Source organism: Massilia sp. W12, from assembly GCF_037300705.1.
Classification (GTDB): domain Bacteria; phylum Pseudomonadota; class Gammaproteobacteria; order Burkholderiales; family Burkholderiaceae_D; genus JACPVY01.
In genome coordinates, this window is the sequence record NZ_CP147776.1 from 1,522,089 (window position 1) to 1,540,852 (window position 18,764).

Below are 18,764 nucleotides of genomic sequence, written 5' to 3' on the forward strand. Positions count from 1 at the left end.
GCTGTTTTGTTTTGCGTGTCTGATTTTGCCCTGATTTTTCTGCCGATTTCTGACTGATGCCGCCTTCCATGCCCAGCCCCAAGTTGCCCCGGTTTGCAGCGTTCCGCCATGGTTTCACCCTGGTCGAATTGGTGGTGGTCATCATCCTGATTTCGATTTTGGCCACCGTTGCGGCCAGCCGCATGACGGAGCGCGAATCGTTTGACGCACGCGCCCTGAGTGAGCAGCTGCACACCATGTTGCACTATGCGCAAAAGCTGGCGGTGGCGCAAAACCGCCCGGTGTATGTGCGTTTGAACGGCACAAGCGTGGCCCTGTGTTTCAATGGCGTGGCCTGCGCCGCCGCCGACCGCGTGTTGCACCCTTTGGGTAAAAACAGCGGGCTGGCCGCCACCAAAAGCGCATGCAATAGCGATGACGCTTGGTACTGTGAAGGCTTTACCGCGCCGCTTACTGTGGCGCTTAACCCAAGCATTACCGGCTTTTATTTTGATGCGCTGGGCAAACCGTATGCCTTGAGCGACGCCTACCCCAGCCGCAATTCCAGTTTTGCCAGCCTGAATCTGACTGTGCAAAGCGGCATGCCCGGCGCCAGCACCGTGCTGACAGTTGAAGCGGAGAGCGGTTATGTGCATCAGTAAGCGCATGCGCCGCCAGACCGGCTTGACCATCATCGAATTGCTGGTCTTTATTGTCATCATGTCGATTGCCGTCCTGGCTTTATTGCGGGTCTGGGCCTTGGTGGTCAACCGCAGTCCCGATGTGCAACAGCGCAAGCAGGCGCTGGCCCTGGCCGAAGGGTTTTTGGAAGAAGTCAGCAGCGCACGCTTCACCTTTTGCGATCCGTTTTTGGATGCGCAAGCCGACGATCCGCTTGCGCGCCCGAATCCCGCCGCCTGCAGTGTGCAGGAAGATGTCAAACCGGAAGCCGGCAACAGCCGCCCGTTTGATAATGTGAATGACTACGTGACGCAATTCAATACCGCGACTGCTGCGTTTAACAGCGGCGCCAATCTGGTGGACGCCGCCGGCAATGCGCTCATTGATTTGCCCGGCTACAGCGTGAGCCTGAAAATCACACCTGAAAACTTGAATGGCATCACTTCCGGCAGCACGCCAGCCACCATGGAGGTGCTGAAAATCAGCGTTACTGTCAGCTATAACGGCGGGGCCGACAGCATCACCCTGGATGGCTATCGCACCCGCTACGCACCCTGGGCCACGCCATGATGCCGCGCATTGCCGCCCGCGCGCCGGGCTTTACCTTGGTCGAAGCGATTATCGTGATCATGCTCACCGCCATCGTGGTCGGCATGGTGGCGATGTTTATCCGCTTACCGTTTTTAACCCAGCTGGACGTGAAAGCGCGCGCCGAACTCAGCGATGCGGCGGATACCGCCCTACGCCGCGTGGCGCGCGATGTGCGTCTGGCCTTGCCCAACAGCGTGCGCCAGAGTGGCGATTATCTGGAACTGCTGCCAACCAAGACCGGCGGGCGTTATCTGGATGAGGAGGATGGCGTGGCCGGTTTTCCTTTGCAGTTTGAAAAAGCCGGCTTGAACTGCGCCTTGACGCCTGCCGATGCGGCTTGCAAGTTCAGTGTGCTGGGCGCGATGCCGGCAGCGCCCTTGGATATCGTGGCCGGTGATCAAATCGTGGTGTATAACCTTGGCATTTCAGAGGCCAGTGCCTGGGAAAATAATAAAAACCGCGCCACGGTGGCGCAAGTCAGCGGCAATGAGGTGCGCTTGAGCAATCAGCCTTTCGCCACGCAAAACCCGGCGCTGCGCTCGCCCACCAAGCGTTTCCAGGTGGTCAGCACGCCTGTCACCTATTTTTGCGACAAAGCCAATCGCCGCCTGTTGCGCTATGCCGGTTATGCAATCAGCGCAATTCAGCCGACGCCGCCAAGCGGCCCCGGTTTGCAGACTGCGCTGGTGGTGGATGGGGTGGAGAATTGTGTTTTCAGCTATGACAGTCTGGCGAATCAGCATACCGCCTTGCTGGGAATGCGGCTGGCCTTGCGCCGCCCCGGCGCGGGCGACAGCGGCAAGGTCGAGCTGTATCATCAAATGCATATCGACAACACCCCATGAGTACGTTCGTCAGGAGGGAGGGACAGATGCGGCATAGCGGATGGCGCACACAGCAGCAGGGATTTTCCCTGATGGTGGGGATTTTTCTCATTCTCGTGCTATCGCTGCTGTCTTTAGGACTGGTGACGGTGTACGGCGTGCAGCAACAGCAAAGCAGTCTGGATGTGCAAGGCGCGCGCGCTTATCAGGCCGCGCGCGCCGGCGTCGAATGGGGTTTGCACCGGCATTTGCGCGGCGCTCTGGCCTGCAGCGGCGCCACCACTTCCTTCATGCTGCCGGCCGGCTCCAGCTTGAGCGCATTTGCGGTCAGCGTGACATGTGTGCAAACCCCGTCCGGCGTGGTGACTGCCACCACCCGGCGGCAACTGACGGCGGTGGCCTGCAATCAGCCAGGAGCAGGCAATCTGTGTCCCAATCCGGGGCGCAGCAATGATTATGTGCAAAGAAAGGTGCAGGTGGAATTTTGATGCGCGCATGCAGATTTGCCGCTTGGCTGTGGTCGCTGGCTTGCCTGCTGTTGCTGTTTTGCGGCCAGGCCGGGGCGGTGGCGATTTCGATCACCGCCAACACCAGTTGGAATGCGATTAACAGCGGCAGCGGGCCTTCAGGCCGCCCCTCGGCGGCGGACACCATCACGGTCAGCAATAACGCCACTCTGACCGTGAATTCGACCGCAGCAGTGAGCGGCAATATCACCCTGGGCGGGGCCAGTCCCGGCACGCTGGCGTTTTCCAATTCCAGCGCGCGCCTGACTATTTCCGGCAGTCTGACGCTTGGGGCCGGCAGCGTGGCCGGGAATTTGAATCTGGGCGCGGGCAGCCTCACTTTGCAGCAATTTATCTACGTCAATGGCAGCTTTACGCCTGGCAGCGGGAGTGTCACCATGACCGCGAACAACAGCTTGCCCAACAGCAGCCAGTTCGCCTCTTTTTTCAATTTCACGCAAAACGGCGGCGTCACCACCATGACGCGCGATGTCAGCATCGGCGGCGTGCTCACGCTCACCAATGGCAGTATTGACAGCAATGGCCGCACCCTGACTGCGGTGGCGGCCAACTGCGCCAGCGCGGTGACGCGCACAAACGGTTTTGTGAATGGATTTTTGCGCCTGGCGCATCCTTCCGGCAGCAGCGCTTGCACCTATCCGCTGGGCAGTGCGACCGGCTATGCGCCGGTGACGATGAATTTCACTGCCAGCAGCGCAGGCACGCTGACCGTGGCCAGCCTGGGGGCTGAGCATCCGCAAATTTCCAGCTCCTCCATTGATTCGACACGCAATGTGAACCGCTATTACAGCATCTGGCAAAGCGGCGATACGGTGAATGTCACGGCCTGGGGTTTTACCTTGAACTATGTGGCGGGCGATCTGGATCTGGCGGCCAACAGCGCAAATTTTGTGCTGGGGCGCTACAACGGCGCCGTGTGGAGTCTGCCTTCCGGTTTTACTCGCACCGCTAATGCGATCACCTTGAATTTGAGCGGCGCTTTGAACAGTAATTTGCAATATGCGATTGGCGAAGTGAGCGCGACTTGTAATTTACCGAGTGATATCACCACCGCCATGTCTTGTGTCTGCGAAAACTTCCGCAGGCCGGTTCTCAACCCCTCCACCATTTATGGCGGCGATTGGGTCTTGTCTTCCAGCGGCGGCACGTTTGGCGTGCCGCGCATTGTCAACCAGGGACAGTTGCGCTTAACCGATAACAGCGCAACAGTCGCCACCGCCGCCACCATCCCGGCGAATTTTCCGGCGGCGGGCAATCTGATTCTGGTCGAATTCAAAGCCTATGCCTATAACGGCAGCGGCGCGGACGGCATGGCGATCACGCTATCCGATTCCGCCATCAACCCCTTGCCCGGCGCATATGGCGGTTCGCTGGGATATGCGCAAAAAGTGGGTTCTGACTGCACCAATCCATCCGGTTGCGCCGGCTTTGCCGGCGGCTGGATCGGGGTGGCGCTGGATGAGTATGGCAATTTTTCCAACCCCACCGAAGGCCGGGTCGGCGGCCCCGGTTCGCGCGCGGATGCGATTGTCGTGCGCGGCTCCGGCTCAGGCGCCTCCAGCAGTGCGGGCAATTATCCTTATCTGGATGGCACCGGCACGCTGTCACCCGGAATTGACAACCCATCTTCCAGCACTTTGCCGGCGGCAGTGTCGTATCGCGTGATGGTGGATGCGCGCGCCTATTCGCCGTCCAGCAAAACTGCACAGGTCTCGGTTTTTCGCGACACCACCGGGGCCGGCAATTTCACCCCCGCCACCCAGCTCTTGAATTTTGACGCTTATGTCAAAAATCCATCCCAGGCGCCGGTGCCTTCGAGCTGGAAATTGTCATTCACCGGCTCCACCGGCGGTTTATCCAATATTCATGAAATCGGCGATTTGAAAGTGTGCGCGCAAAGCTTGAATCCGCCCACCAGCTTTCGCATTGATGTCGATAATCTCTCGCCCAGCACCTGCACCACTGCGACCTCCGGGCGCCCGGTGATCACCATTACCGCGCTCGATATCAATCGCAACACCAACACCAGCTATAACAAAACCGTGATTTTGCGCGCCGTCAAAGCCGATGGCTCGCTCTCTTCGGCGGTCTGGAGCGTGTCTTCCGGCAGCGGCGTCTTGAGCGGCAATCAATACACGTTTGCCTTGGCGGATAAGGGGGTGGCCAAATTTGTCTTGACCGACAGCACGCAGGAAGATGTGTATGTCGGTGTGGTGGAAAACGGCAGCCCCTACAGCGTGAGTTACGCCAGTCCGCTGCAATTTCGCGGCGGCAGTTTTTCAATCGCCAATATCGACGCGCTGGCTGCCGGCAGCACCGAGGGCGGGGTGGTGGCCGGGCGGCCGCACTTATTTCAAATCACCAAAAACAATGGCTGCGGGGTTTCCAGCAGCTTTAATGGCAGCGTCAACCTGGATGGCTGGTACAGCCCGGCCAGCACCCACCCGGGCGGCGCGGCCGCGCCGCAACTCTGTCAGCCGGTTGGCAACGCCTGTATTCCGAATGTCGGCAGCTGTGTCAGCTTGCCGAATTCGCCGCCCGCCTTGTCGGCCAGCTCAAATAATCTGCCGGTTTTGAACTTCGTTAATGGACGCGCCAATGTTTGCCTGGTGACCACGGATGTCGGGCGTTATTCACTCAATGTGCGTGACGACAGCGATATCACAGCGCCGCTGGCCGGCGCTTCCAGCACCCTGACCGCGCGCCCCTTTGCGATTGTGCTGCGGGACGTGAAAGCCGGCGCCATCAATAATCCGGCCTTGGACAGCAACACCAATCCGGCGGCGCCGTGGAATGTCAGCAACCCGGAAAATGCGCCGCTCTTCATTGCCGCCGCCAAACCGTTCTCCGCCACCGTCGCGGCCTATCGCTGGAGCGCGGCGGCAGACAGCGGCAATAATGGTTTGCCGGGCGCGGGCGCCACCCTGGCGCAAGTCAGCGCCGCCGGCCTTACCGCTTCGTATGCCGATCTGGTCAGTCTGTCAAATCAAAGCGCGGCCGGCAGCTGGACGCCCGCCGCCGGCGTCGTCGGGGGGCTGAATTCCTCGGTCAGCGTGGTCAATGGCGGGGTGACGGTGAGTAATTTGAGCTATCCCGAAGTGGGCAGTTTTCAAATCAAGGCCACGCCCACGCAAAGTTTTTTAGGCAGCGGCGTGGATTTGGCCAACCGGGTCGCGATTTACGCCAATCCGGCGTTTGCCAGTCGCAGCGCCTGGATCGGGCGTTTTAACCCGAATCATTTCAGCCTCACCTCCAGCGTCACCCAACGCAGCGATATCAATAGCGGGGCCGGTTGCAGTCCGGCCTCGGCCTTTACCTATATGGGCGAAAGCTTCAACTTGAATTTCACGCTCAGTGCGATGAATTTCTCCGGCGTGCGCACACATAATTATTTCGGCCCCTTCGCCAAACTGGATGGCGCGAATTGGTTTGGCCTGGCCGCGAATAACTCTTTGGGCTTGGGCGTGTTAGGCGCTGGGGTGGTGCAGGGCGGCGCCACTTGCAATGCGGTGTTTGATCGCAACACGCCGGGCCGCACCAGCTTCAGAAATTGCAGCGGTGGCGCGCCCTCCGATATTCTGCGCAGCGCCGGGCCGCGTTTGAGCCTCTTGTCCGGCAGCGCCAACCCGGTCTGGAGCGCAGGGCAGGCGAATTTTTCCGCCAGTTTGCAATTTGAGCGCGCCGATGTCGCCGACGGCCCGTATAACACCTTCCAGATCGGCCTGGCGCCGACCGATGCCGAGGGCGTGAGCTTGCAAACGCTGGATCTGGACGCGGATCAAAACGGCGTCAATGAACGGCTGCGCCTGCACAGCATCGTGCAGCGGCATGGCCGGATGCTGATTGCGAACGCCTATGGTTCGGAATTGCTGCCGCTGCCGGTCAGTCTGCAAGCGCAGTACTGGGACGGCGCCAAATATGTGCGCAACAGCGATGACAATTGCACGCCATTGCCGGCGGCGTCGTTCAGCATCAATAACTGGAGCGCGAACGGCGGTTTGACTTCAAACAATATGAATGCGGCGAATATTCCGGCCAACAGTGGAGTCGTCAGCAGCGGCAATGGCGTGCTGCGCTTGAGTAAACCGGCCCCTTTCCCGGACCCTGCCACGAACATCAGAAAGCCCGGCAGTGTGAATTTGAATTCCCTGATCAGCTATTTACCGGGGACGGGGCGTTTGAGTTTCGGCCTGTATAAAGCCGGCCCGGTGATTTATATCCGCGAAGTCTATTAAGAGGAGAGTGCAAGATGAAGAAAAATGCCTTCCGGCCCGCCGCACGCGCAATCATCCTGGCGGGTTCGATCTGCAGCGCGCCTTATCTGGCGCAAGCGCAAACCTCGCCGCCGCCAGCCGCGCCGGCCCCGCCGCCCTGCGCCGCGCCGGAATGGCGCGCCTTTGATTTTTGGCTGGGCGAATGGAATGTCTATCTGCCGGATGGCAAACTGGCCGGACAAAACAGCATCACGCGCGAATATGGCGGCTGTGTGCTGCACGAGCGCTACAGCACGCCGCGCGCCTATGCCGGCGAAAGTTTGAACACCTGGGACGCACAGCGCAAAGTCTGGCATCAAACCTGGGTAGATAACAGCGGAACCCTGTTGTTGCTGGAAGGCGGCATGCAAGGCAAGAGCATGGTGATGCAGGGCATGGGAACAGACAATGCCGGCAAGCCGCAAATGCAGCGCATTACCTGGACGCCGAATGCCGATGGCAGCGTGCGTCAATTATGGGAAAACCAAACCGCCCCGGATAAGTGGGGCGTGGTGTTTGACGGCTTGTACAAACGCAAATCCTGAAGGTCTCAAATCTCGTAGTGATCCGGCTCTTTGGGCTGGACATGGTTTTTCGCATGGCGCAGCTTTGAAATCGCCTCGTACACCACCCTGCGTGCGCGATTGATGCCACCCAGGGGACGGTGCTCCGGCAGCGCATGCCAGGGGTTGAAAGACAGATTTTCGCCATACACGCGCTGCTCCGGGCTGTCGCATTCCTGCTGCGGAATGCGCAGCTCGGCCAGTTTGATAAACGGCGAGCGCGCCTCATCCCAGACAATGCCGGGGTCTTCAATCGGCATCGCTTTGGCATCAGTTTGCAACTGCACCATAAAATCAAAGCAAATGCCTTGGCGGCGCAGACTCTGCACCAGCGCTTCACGCATAAAATCCGGCCCCGGATTATCCGGCACGGCATCGGCTTTGGCGATTTGCGGGCGCAGGCAATAACGCACCGCCCGCCCTTCGCCAAACAGATACGGGGTCACGCTGTTGTAGGTGATGTGCAGCGGGTTGCCTTGCACCTTGTTGGCGCGCAAGAGATTTACGCCGCTGCGGATATGGGTCAGGAAAAACCAGATCAGGCTTAGCCAGCCTTTACGCATGGCGCGCACCAATTCCACAAACTCTTGCGTATTGCGCGTCACGAAAGACGTGGCGGAGATGGTGATGAAATCGTGGGTGGTGGCTTGCGCCTGATCGCTCAGCAGTTTTTCGCCAGGCACATGCATGAGCTTGACGGCCATGCCGCGAATATCCGGTATGTTGTCGCTTTGCGCTTTCGCATTCTGATTGGAAAAGCGCACCCAGGCCGGATATTGTTTGCCGGGTTGAAATACGCCCAGATGAAATTGCTGCGGCAAATCGGGATTCACCACAAATTCGGCCTTGACCAGTCCATGCATTTTGGGATGCGCATCGCGCCGCACGATATTCCCCGGCGGATACAGCTCTTCAATGTTTTTGCTCAGTAATTCGGTAAGTTCGGCAAAACTCGCCGCCTCGTCCGCACTGATGGTTTCCTGCGCCAATTGGCTGGACATTTTTCTCTCCTGTGGAATCTGTCCCGCCACAAAAACGGGACAGATAAAACGCCGCAGATTGTATGGTTTGCAAGGCATTGGCGCAAGCATTGCCTGCGCCGCAGATGGTCATTGTTTTGCCTTGGCCGCCTGCGCTGCGACAATGCTCTGACGCCGCCGCTCCAACGATTGCACCAATAATTGCCGGATCTCATTGAGAATTTGAAATTCCGCTTCGCTGGGCGGCGTCGGGGCCAGATCTTCGCCCCAATCGCCATAAATAAAACCGGCAGGATGTCCATTCAAACCCATCGGCAGGATTAAAAAAGAATGGGCGCTGTGCAAGCTCGATTTCCACCAATGCGGCAAACGCGCGGCGAATTCGGCATCCTTGGCATGCTCAATAAAAATCAATTTATCGCTTTGCAGCGCGGCGTGAAACACATCATGGTGAAAGGAATCTTCAAAAGCCAGATGCGGCAACATGGCGTGCATGCCGGCGCCGAAACTGATTTTGGCGACATATTTCGCATCTTTGTAGTTGTGCATAAAGGCCACCGCGCGCTTCATGCCCAAGCCAAGATAAATCGTCTCCAGCGCCATCGCCATCAATTGGCTGGGTGAGGCGGATGCGCTCATTTCGTGTAAATCGCTCAAACCCTGGCGCAAAAGATTGAGCAATTTTTGTTGATGCTGCAGATTGATTTGCGGATCTTTGCCTTGCACGCCTTTCTTCTCGGCATTCACGCGGCGCGCATTATGCACCGCCGTCAGATCCGCCGCCGAGCTTTGGCGCGCGCTTTCAATCGCCACCAGCATTTGTTCCGCCGGCACCCCCAGCATGCCGGCATAGCCGCGCGTTAATTGCTGCAATTGCGCCGCGCTGTCCTCATCAGCCTCGCACAAAGCGCTGGCGCAATCGGCCGACATGGTCGAGAGCGCGGCCATCCATTCCTGCGGCGGCAATTGTTGCGCCTGCTCCTGCGGCAAAATGCTGCGCATGGAAGACAGCAGATTCGGCGGAAAACCCCAGCGGCTGGCGGTGGCGCGCCCGATTTCCTCTAAAGAAATATGCAAGAGTTCATGCGCATATTCATCTTCGAGCTGGTTCAGATTGCGTGCGCCGGCGCTGCCGGCGTTCTGGCAGCGCGTATGAATTTGCTGCCAAAAATCGCTCAGATAAAACACCACCATCATCCGTCCCAGCGTGTGCAGCATAGAGCACACCACCGCTTCTTCGGCATCGTGATAGTTGGCGGATGAGGCAATCTGGCGCGCCACATGGCCGGCCAGCACCGCTTTTTCCATTTCCAGATGGGCGTTATTCGAGTCCGGCTGCGCGCTGCTGAGTTCATCGATCAGTTTTAAACCCAGCGCCAGATGGCCGATCGTTTCCGTGCCTAGCACAAACACGGCTTTCGAGACGGTGCCGATACGCTGCCCGAACGCGGAATACATGCTGCTGTTGGCTAAGCGCAATACTTTTTGCGTCAACGCCGGATCAGACAGCACGGTTTGCGTCATATTGAATTCCAACTCTTCTTCGCCGCGCATAGCGGACAGAATCGAGCTGATGGCTTTGGCGAAACCCGGCAGATCGCCTTGCATGCGCACACGTTCCCACAGCAGTTGTAAGGTCTGCTCTGCGTTGACGGGGGGAGCGGAAGAGGGACTCGGGGTCATGTCGGCCTTCCCATCGAAGTCAGAATGGAGGCATAGGTTTTTTCTTTCAGCGCCTCCAGCGCCACATGCGGCGGCATCGGCTTGCCGGTCAGATAACCTTGCACATACTGGCAGCCGCGTTCTGACATAAATGACATTTGCAACTCACTTTCGATGCCTTCGGCCACCACCGCAAGATCCAGATGTTTGGCCAGATCCAGCACAGCATGGCAAATCGCCGCATCTTTGGTGGATGCCGGCAAGTCTTTGATGAAAGCACGATCAATTTTCAACACAGAGATCGGAAAACGTTTCAAATACGCCAGAGAAGAATAGCCGGTGCCGAAATCATCAATCGCAATCCGCACCGCGCGCGCAATCATATTGTTTAACACCAGCTGCGCATGTTCCGGATCAATCATCAGGGTGCCCTCAGTGATTTCCAGCAGCACTTTCTCACCGGGGATGCCGGAATAGGCGATGGCTTCATCAAGCACGCGCAAAAATTGATCATTGCGGAACTGGCGCGGACTGACATTGACAGAGATATACAGCGGGCGTTTGGCCACTTCCTCAAAGCTTTTGAGCTGCATGCAAGCCGATTTCAAGGCCCAGGCGCCGAGCAGATTGATCAAACCATTGGCCTCAGCCAGCGGCACAAAATGCAGCGGCGAAACCATGCCCAGATTCGGATGCAACCAGCGCATGAGCGTCTCAAACCCCTGGATCTGGCGCGTTTGCGCATCCACAATCGGCTGGTAATACAGTAAAAATTCGCCTTCGCGCACCGCATGGAACATGGCCGCTTCCAGCGTGATATCGTGCTCCGGCGGCGGACTTTGCTGCGGGCTGTAAATCACACAGCGCGCCTTGCCGGTTTCCTTGGCGCGGTACAGTGCGGAATCGGCATGCGCCAGCAGCTTGACTTCATCATCCCCGTGTTCCGGGTAGAGCGCCACGCCGACCGAGGCGCCGATATAAATCGTATGCCCGTCCACCTCGAATGGCGATTGCACGGCGGCGATCAAGCGCCCCGAGATGATCTTGATTTCCGCCTCGCTGGTGGCGCCGGGCAGCAGGGCGACGAATTCATCGCCGCCCACCCGCGCCAGTGTGTCCGAGTCGCGCAGGGCTTTGGCCAAACGCATCGTCGCCACCCGCAGCAAATCATCGCCCACCGGATGGCCCAGCACATCATTGACTTTCTTGAAGCCATCCAAGTCCAACATCGCCACCGCAAAGCCCTGGTTACTGCGTTTGGCGCGCGCAATCGTCATGCGCAAACGGTCAGACAGCAAGAGGCGGTTGGGTAAGCCGGTCAGGGCGTCATGCGTGGCCATATGGCGCAAGCGCTCTTCAGTGGCTTTTTGCGCTGAGATATCGCGCCCCACCGCCAGGATTTCCAGCGTGCTCTCACGGTTTAAATACACCGCCAGCTGCAATTCCAGCCACAGATATTGCTCCGGTGTGGAAATGCGCACATCGACCCGGTCTGAACGCCCCTGACCGATCGCCGCCACCAGGGCGGCTTGAAATACATCCTGTTCTTCTTCATGCAAGAGTTGGGAGAAGGCTTTGCCATGCAGCGATTGGCGCGCGGCCAGCTGCACTTCATTTTTGTCATGCGGGGAACGTTGATTGTCGAATAACAGGATTTCCGCACCGCGTCGCGAAATATGGATGATTTCAGCGCGGGTGTTCAGGCGCAGCACGACATCGCCTGCAGCTTCCATCAGGCTGTCCAACTCACGGCTGGCGTCGGGCGCAGAAAAAGGGCTGGATAGCATCGTCCTGTTTGATTTCAATGCGGCTGGCCGGTGAGGGCTGCCTGATTAACGATAAGCGGCGGGGCTTGGGCCACATTATGTTGATGGCGATGTTATAAGAGGTTGCACCCGCTGCAAATCAAACGCTACGGCATCATTCCTGTTTGCAATAAATGTACCACCGTATCGTGGCGCTGTGGTGCAAAAAAAACGGCGCCGCGATGTGCAGCGCCGTTACAAATGCTCAGGAAGAATTGCTGCTCAGTCAAAATTTGGCAAAAAGACCACCTTGCGGCTTGAAACAGGCATTTAAAAGTCAGCTTTTCCCTGTTCCGCCCATGTCTGCAAAATCTGCGGTGGCGCAAAGCGTTCGCCATATTGCTGCTGCAATTGTTTCGCGCGCGCAACAAAGGCTTGCGCGCCGACATGTTGCACAAACTGGATCGCGCCCCCGCTCCAGGCCGGGAAGCCGATGCCAAACAGCGAGCCGATATTTGCATCGCGTGCGCTCATCAACACGCCTTCTTCCAGGCAGCGCAGCGTTTCCAGGCTTTGGATATACAAAATGCGGTCGCGCAAATCTTGCATCGGATACTCGCCGGCGCGGCCAAAATGCTGCGCCAATTCCGGCCACAGATATTTTTTGCCTTGCTCCGGGTAGCAATAAAAACCGGCCCCGGCGGCCTTGCCCTTGCGCCCGAATTCCTGCGTCATGCGCTTGATCACAGCAAACGCAGGATGCTGCTGCCAACTCTGGTCGCCTGCGGCTTCGGCTTGCCGGGCAATCGATAAAGTCAGACTCAGACTGACCTCATCTTGCACCGCCAGCGGCCCGACCGGCATGCCGGCTTGCAGCGCTGCCTGCTCAACTTGCGCCGCCGGCACGCCTTCGCCCAGCATGGCGATGCCTTCCTGCACAAAGCTGCCAAACACCCGGCTGGTGAAAAAGCCGCGCGCATCATTTACCAAAATCGGCAGCTTGCCGATTTGCAGCACATAGTCAAATGCGCGCGCCACCGCCGCATCGCTGGTGTTGCGGCCACGGATGATTTCGACCAGCTGCATTTTGTCCACCGGCGAGAAAAAATGCAGGCCGATGAAATTGGCCTGATCTTCCACCGCTTCCGCCAGGCTGGAAATCGGCAGGGTTGAGGTATTGCTGGCGAACAGCCCATCTTTCGCCAGATAGGGCAGGGCGGCTTTGCTGACCCGCTGTTTTAATTCCAGATCTTCAAACACCGCTTCAATCAGCAAATCACAGCCGTCAAAGGCGGCCGGCTCACAAGCCGGCGTGATCAGCGCCAGGACCTTGGCCGCATCATCCGCCGTTTTGCGGCCTTGCTTGATCTGTTTTTCCAGCAGACGCGCGGAGTAAGCCTTGCCCTGTTCCGCCCGTTCCATGCTGACATCTTGCAGCACACAGGGAATGCCACGGCTGGCGTTGGCCCAGGCGATGCCGGCCCCCATCATGCCTGCGCCCAAAATCCCGACCTTGGCCGCCTTGCGTTTTTCAAAACCTGTGGGACGGCTTTTGCCGCCTTGCACTTCCTGCATCTGGAAAAAGAAAGCGCCAATCATATTTTTCGCCACCTGGCCGCAAGCCAGCGAAGTGAAATAACGCGCCTCGATTTGCAAAGCATTGTCAAAATCGACCTGTGCGCCTTCCACCATTGCCGCCAAAATCGCCGCCGGGGCCGGGTAATTGCCGCGCGTTTTGGCGTACAGCATGGCCGGCGCAACTTGTTGCATGCCCATGGTGGCCGGCGTATTCGGCGCGCCGCCCGGCAGTTTCCAGCCTTTTTGATCCCAGGCTTGCGCGCAATTCGGGCTGAATTCCGCCTCTGCCGGCGCGTCTGGCAATGCGTGGCGCAAAATCAGCGCGCGCGCCGCCGGCAGCAAGTCTTGCGGCTGCGCCACCAGTTCATGCACAAAGCCAGCCGCCAGCGCATCCGCAGGCCGCATTTTCTTGCCTTCTGACAGATAGGGCATGGCGTTTTGCATACCCAGCATGCGCACCGTGCGCACCACCCCGCCGGCGCCCGGCAGCAAACCCAAGGTCACTTCCGGGAAAGCCAGTTCGAGCTTAGGCGCATTCAGACACACGCGGTAATGGCAGCACAGCGCCAATTCCAGGCCGCCGCCTAAAGCGCTGCCATTGATGGCCGCCACCACCGGACGGCCTATGGTTTCCAGTGCGCGCATGGCGCGGTGATTCGCCATCAGCATTGCATAGCACTGCGCGCGCGAAGCCTGGTCTTGCCCCAGCGCCAGTAATTCTTTCAAATCGCCGCCGGCAAAAAAAGTCGATTTGGCCGAGGCAATAATCACGCCGCGCAAGCTGGCGCGCTTTTCATACAGTTCTTTAACGCTGGCGGCAAAGGCGTGTTGAAACGCCTGATTCATGGTGTTGACCGATTGCCCCGGCATGTCGATGGTGAGGGTGGCGATGTGTTCGCTGTCATAGCTGATGTTGATCATGTCGCCCTCTTAAATACGTTCAATAATGGTGGCGATGCCCATGCCGCCGCCCACACATAAAGTCGCCAGACCATAGCGCGCCTGACGTAATTCCAATTCATCAAGCAGCGTGCCGATCAAGATGCAGCCGGTTGCGCCCAGCGGATGGCCCAGCGCAATCGCACCGCCGTTCACATTGATTTTTTCCAGCGGCACATCGAGTTCGCGCGCAAAGCGCAACACCACCGAGGCGAAGGCTTCATTGACTTCAAACAAATCAATTTGCTCCACCGTCAAACCGGCCATCGCCAGCGCCTTGCGCGTGGCCGGGGCCGGGCCGGTCAGCATAATCGTCGGTTCGGTGGAGGTGACAGCGCAGGCCACGATGCGCGCCCGCGCACGCAAACCCAGCATGTCGCCAATGGCTTGATTGCCGATCAGGCACAGCGCAGCGCCATCGACGATGCCGGAGGAATTGCCGGCGCTGTGCAGATGCTGGATTTGCTCAAGGTGCGGATATTTGGCCAGCGCCACCGCATCAAAACCCATGCCGCCCAATTGTTCAAACGCCGGTTTCAGTTTGGCCAGGCCTTCCAGCGAGCTGTCGGCTTTGATGAATTCATCTTCCGCTAAAAGCAGCGCGCCATTCATATCATACACCGGCTTCATGCTCTTAAAGCGGCCGGCGGCGCGCGCGGCGGCGGCTTTTTGTTGCGAAGCCAGGGCAAAGCGGTCTAATTCCTCACGCGAAAAGCCGGCCAGGGTGGCGATCAAATCCGCGCCAATGCCTTGCGGCACAAAGCCGGTCTGCATGCTGGTGGCCGGATCTGCGGCCCAGGCGCCCCCGTCATAACCCATGGGCACGCGCGACATACTCTCGACCCCGCCCGCCAACACCAATTGATCCCAGCCGGCGGCGACTTTTTGCGCCGCCATATTCACCGCCTCCAGGCCGGAAGCGCAAAACCGGTTGATCTGCACCCCGGCGCACTGTGTGTCCCAGTCTGCAGCCAAGAGAGCGGTCTTGGCGATACAGGCGCCCTGATCCGCCACCGGCGTGACGCAGCCGATCACGGCGTCATCCACCAGCGCGGTATTGAGCTGCAGGCGCTGGCGCATTTCACGCATCAAGCCGGCCAATAAATCGACCGGCTTGACGGTATGCAAGCTGCCATCTTTCTTCCCCTTGCCGCGTGGTGTGCGGCTGACATCGTAGATCAAGGCTTGATTCATGCAAAAAACTCCCGCGCCGGATGGCGCAATGTTGACGCCGCGACAGGCGGCAAAATCAGCGAAACACGCGCCGGCCATGATAGGAGGGATTCGGGAACAAAGCAAATGCTTGGTGTTTTGCCCTGGCTTGCGTGCTTTTGACAGTGACAACGCTTCACAAGACCTGATAAAAATTACAGTATGCCAATACTACTAATTGAGTTAGATTCTATTTTTGATATGCAATGAATTCCTGATTCTCTTGAAGTCAGGATTTGTTATGCACTTTTAAAGATGCAAATTAAGTGATTTGTATCTGACTGGTGCATCATCCAACAGCTTTGAGCATACCGGGCTGTATAAAAACCATATGCGCGATTGTGTGCAACTTAGGAGGAGTAATTTATGCGTAAAGCATTGCTATTTGTATTTGCTTTTGGCATCAGCGCCGGCTCAGCATTTGCGATTCCACGGGAAATCTGTCTTGACGATTGCTATAACAGATATTTAAACTGCGAAATCTGGGGAGGGAACAATTGTTTGTCCAGCTATAATCAGTGCACTTTGCGCTGCAGATAACCGGGCTTGATGCGTCATTGAAACAAGGCAGGGAAGTTGCGCTCAACTGCACTTTCCTGCTGCATGCGCCGGGTGAGGCAGAGGAAATAGTTGTCCATGCCGGTCGGCGTCATCAGCGTGTAAGTGTCCCCGATTTCCCCAAACCATCGAAAACCAGGCATGCCAGGCCCGCGCACCGTGGACTTAATCAAACGCCTTCAGCGCCATCCCTTTTTCCAGCATTTCTTGGGCATGGCGCGCCACCACATCTTCGGGCCAACCCGTGATCCGGCGCAAATTGGGCAGTAGCGCAGCATCAGCTGGCGAATGTACTTCAAAGCTGTCGCATTTGCCATCTCAATACAAAAAGATCTGGCGATAGACTTTATTGCCGCCATCAAAGCCTATGCTGCTGACTTGCTCCAGCAATGCCGGCGGGATCAGCAGGCCGGCAAAATACGCCAGGGCTTCCGGCACGATGGCATAGCCTTCTTTTTCGATCTGGATTTCGCGTGCGCTGTATTCATGCTTTTGCTGCGGGTTTGCAATGCATGCTGCAGATTTTTGATGCTCATGGTCTGGCCTTTTGTTGGGTATGCCAGATTTTGCATCAGATTGCGCAGAGATGTGGATAGAACAATCTGTGTGGCCGGGGGGGGCAGACAGGAGGCGCAGCACAAGGCTGTGCTGTCAGGAAAAGGAATAGTGTGGGTTAAATCTGCTTGTACAGAAAAAACGGGGCGCCACAGGCGTCCCGTTTTTTGCTGGTGAAATCAGATGTTGAGTGCGAGCAGTCCTTGATAGCTGACTGCCGGCTTGGCTGCGTTTACATCAGCATACAGCCAAGTTTGCACAGTCTGGTCTTGAAATTTGACTGGCGGCGAGGGTTCATGCAGACCGCTTGACAGCGTGACGGTTTGCGCACCGGCTTCCTCGAATTTGACCGGCGGCGAAGGTTCATGCAGACCGTCAGACAGCGTGACGGTTTGCGTACCGGCTTCCTCAAATTTGACCGGCGGCGAGGGTTCATGCAGACCGCTTGACAGCGTGACGGTTTGCGCACCGGCTTCCTCGAATTTGACCGGCGGCGAGGGTTCATGCAGACCGTCAGACAGCGTGACGGTTTGCGCACCGGCTTCCTCGAATTTGACCGGCGGCGAAGGTTCATGCAGACCGCTTGACAGCGTGACGGTTTGCGCACCGGCTTCCTCGAATTTGACCGGCGGCGAGGGTTCATGCAGACCGCTTGACAGCGTGACGGTTTGCGCACCGGCTTCCTCGAACTTGACCGGCGGCGAGGGTTCATGCAGACCGCTTGACAGCGTGACGGTTTGCGCACCGGCTTCCTCGAACTTGACCGGCGGCGAGGGTTCATGCAGACCGCCAGACAGCGTGACGGTTTGCGCACCGGCTTCCTCGAATTTGACCGGCGGCGAGGGTTCATGCAGACCGCTTGACAGTGCAACTGTTTGTTGCGCTGCTTGTTGGGTAATCAGGAGTGTGTTGGCTTGGCTGATCAAAAGATTGCCGGGTCCTGCTGCAAGGTGCAAGCCACGGTGCGCGGCGCAGACTTCAATCGTGTGAATGTGGGCTTGGGGCGGGATATACAGGTCAAGCATAGTGGCTCCTTGAGTTATTTTGATGCTGATTATTTCTTCAGCGCATCAATTCTACCTGTCCCTTGCATGAATGCCAGTAAGGGGCAGGCAGGAAGCTATGATCACACTGATAATGTGATGGTCTGGATTGTTGTGCGCCCAATCTCATTGGCGGCATGCCTGGGCAGGCAGACGGCAGGGCTTGATGCGGGCTTACTGTCAGATGCGCTGCCCGGCTATCACTATTCGTCCCTTAAATGCTTAGCCGCCTCGCGCAAGGTCAAGCCTGAAAAACGTTCGCGATGCTGTGCTAAAAACGCAGCCACCGCCTGCGGCGCAACGCGCGCATATTCCCGCAGCGCCCAGCCTATCGCTTTGCGGATGAAAAATTCCTTTTCATGCGCCAGCGCCAGGGCAAAGGCAAACAGGCGCGCCTGGTCGGTTTTTTCTTTGCAGGGCAATTGGTGCAGCATGGCGATGCGGCGTTGCCAGAAATCAGCATCCTGCAGCGCGTCTTGCATGGCGGCTTGCGCTGCCGGCTGATCCGGCGCATGCAGCACCAGATAGCCGATGATTTTGGCGAAGCCGTCAATACTGTCCCACCATACATGACGGCGCGCGAGTTGGCGCAGCCAGACGATATCTTCTTGCAGCAAGAGTTTGCGGTATTGCCACAGCCAGTCGAGTGCGACGTAATGACATTCGCGCTGCGGATAGTCCCACAATGCAGCGCAGGCTTGCAGCAAAGCTGTGCGTTCGCGCCAGCGCACGCCCAGCTCGCGTATCGCCGCGCGCCGTTTCGGCGTGGCAATGCCAAAGAATGCAAAGTGATGTTTCATATACGCCTGCATAGCGGGCGCGGCGCTGGCGTCGGCCACGGCTTGCAGGCAGGCGTGTGCTTGGGCGGCTGGAGTGGGCATGGCGGGGCAAAAATCATCAGCATAGCAGTAATGGCGTGAATACATGTTTTGTGCATTGTGATTGTTTGGCAATGCGGTGTCTGGCGCGGCAAGCCAACTTGTCGCATGCTTCATTGGAAGAATGCTTCACTTCACCGTGCAGCCTGAACATGCCATGAAAACTTGCGCCCCGATTGCCGTATAATCAGTTTTT

The 18,764-nt window shown here is 57.9% G+C and carries 13 protein-coding genes; 6 read left to right on the plus strand and 7 right to left on the minus strand.

Annotated features, from left to right (window positions below):
• The first annotated feature begins 68 nt into the window (after window positions 1-68).
• The 6 genes from V8J88_RS06190 to V8J88_RS06215 are packed head-to-tail and all read left to right on the plus strand — an operon-like array spanning window position 69 to window position 7,400.
• On the plus strand, window positions 69-641 hold the full coding sequence (locus V8J88_RS06190) for a type II secretion system protein (RefSeq protein ID WP_338848463.1): 573 nt from the start codon (window positions 69-71) through the stop codon (window positions 639-641).
• The gene (locus tag V8J88_RS06195; protein WP_338848464.1) at window positions 628-1,230 is read left to right on the plus strand and encodes a type II secretion system protein; all 603 of its coding nucleotides are present in this window, start codon (window positions 628-630) and stop codon (window positions 1,228-1,230) included. The genes V8J88_RS06190 and V8J88_RS06195 overlap by 14 nt, the downstream gene beginning before the upstream one ends.
• Window positions 1,227-2,096, plus strand: coding sequence for a prepilin-type cleavage/methylation domain-containing protein (locus V8J88_RS06200; protein ID WP_338848466.1), 870 nt, complete (start codon window positions 1,227-1,229; stop codon window positions 2,094-2,096). Before V8J88_RS06195 ends, V8J88_RS06200 begins: the two co-directional genes overlap by 4 nt.
• A complete protein-coding gene (locus V8J88_RS06205) occupies window positions 2,093-2,563 on the plus strand; it encodes an agglutinin biogenesis protein MshP (protein WP_338848467.1) in 471 nt (156 codons plus the stop codon). The genes V8J88_RS06200 and V8J88_RS06205 overlap by 4 nt, the downstream gene beginning before the upstream one ends.
• Window positions 2,563-6,837 carry a DUF6701 domain-containing protein gene (locus V8J88_RS06210; protein WP_338848468.1) on the plus strand — a complete coding sequence of 1,425 codons (4,275 nt, stop codon included), beginning with the start codon at window positions 2,563-2,565 and terminating at the stop codon, window positions 6,835-6,837. Before V8J88_RS06205 ends, V8J88_RS06210 begins: the two co-directional genes overlap by 1 nt.
• A gap of 14 nt (window positions 6,838-6,851) precedes the next feature.
• A complete protein-coding gene (locus tag V8J88_RS06215; RefSeq protein ID WP_338848470.1) occupies window positions 6,852-7,400 on the plus strand; it encodes a hypothetical protein in 549 nt (182 codons plus the stop codon).
• Between the two features lie 5 nt (window positions 7,401-7,405).
• On the opposite strand, the gene V8J88_RS06220 is transcribed toward V8J88_RS06215, so the two are convergent.
• From V8J88_RS06220 to V8J88_RS06250, 7 genes are all read right to left on the minus strand, one after another.
• Window positions 7,406-8,419, minus strand: a complete 1,014-nt coding sequence (locus tag V8J88_RS06220) for a catalase family protein (RefSeq protein WP_338848471.1) — start codon at window positions 8,417-8,419, stop codon at window positions 7,406-7,408.
• Between the two features lie 108 nt (window positions 8,420-8,527).
• Complete coding sequence (locus V8J88_RS06225) at window positions 8,528-10,081, minus strand: HDOD domain-containing protein (protein WP_338848472.1); 1,554 nt, start codon at window positions 10,079-10,081, stop codon at window positions 8,528-8,530.
• A complete protein-coding gene (locus tag V8J88_RS06230; protein WP_338848474.1) occupies window positions 10,078-11,847 on the minus strand; it encodes an EAL domain-containing protein in 1,770 nt (589 codons plus the stop codon). The genes V8J88_RS06225 and V8J88_RS06230 overlap by 4 nt, the downstream gene beginning before the upstream one ends.
• A 288-nt stretch (window positions 11,848-12,135) precedes the next feature.
• Window positions 12,136-14,304: a 3-hydroxyacyl-CoA dehydrogenase NAD-binding domain-containing protein gene (locus V8J88_RS06235; RefSeq protein ID WP_338848476.1), complete on the minus strand. Its 2,169-nt coding sequence runs from the start codon at window positions 14,302-14,304 to the stop codon at window positions 12,136-12,138.
• A gap of 9 nt (window positions 14,305-14,313) precedes the next feature.
• Complete coding sequence (locus V8J88_RS06240) at window positions 14,314-15,516, minus strand: acetyl-CoA C-acetyltransferase (protein ID WP_338848477.1); 1,203 nt, start codon at window positions 15,514-15,516, stop codon at window positions 14,314-14,316.
• Window positions 15,517-16,826: 1,310 nt separating this feature from the next.
• The gene (locus V8J88_RS06245) at window positions 16,827-17,672 is read right to left on the minus strand and encodes a hypothetical protein (protein WP_338848478.1); all 846 of its coding nucleotides are present in this window, start codon (window positions 17,670-17,672) and stop codon (window positions 16,827-16,829) included.
• A 221-nt stretch (window positions 17,673-17,893) separates the two neighbouring features.
• Window positions 17,894-18,571, minus strand: coding sequence for a DNA alkylation repair protein (locus V8J88_RS06250; RefSeq protein WP_338848479.1), 678 nt, complete (start codon window positions 18,569-18,571; stop codon window positions 17,894-17,896).
• Window positions 18,572-18,764: the final 193 nt, after the last annotated feature.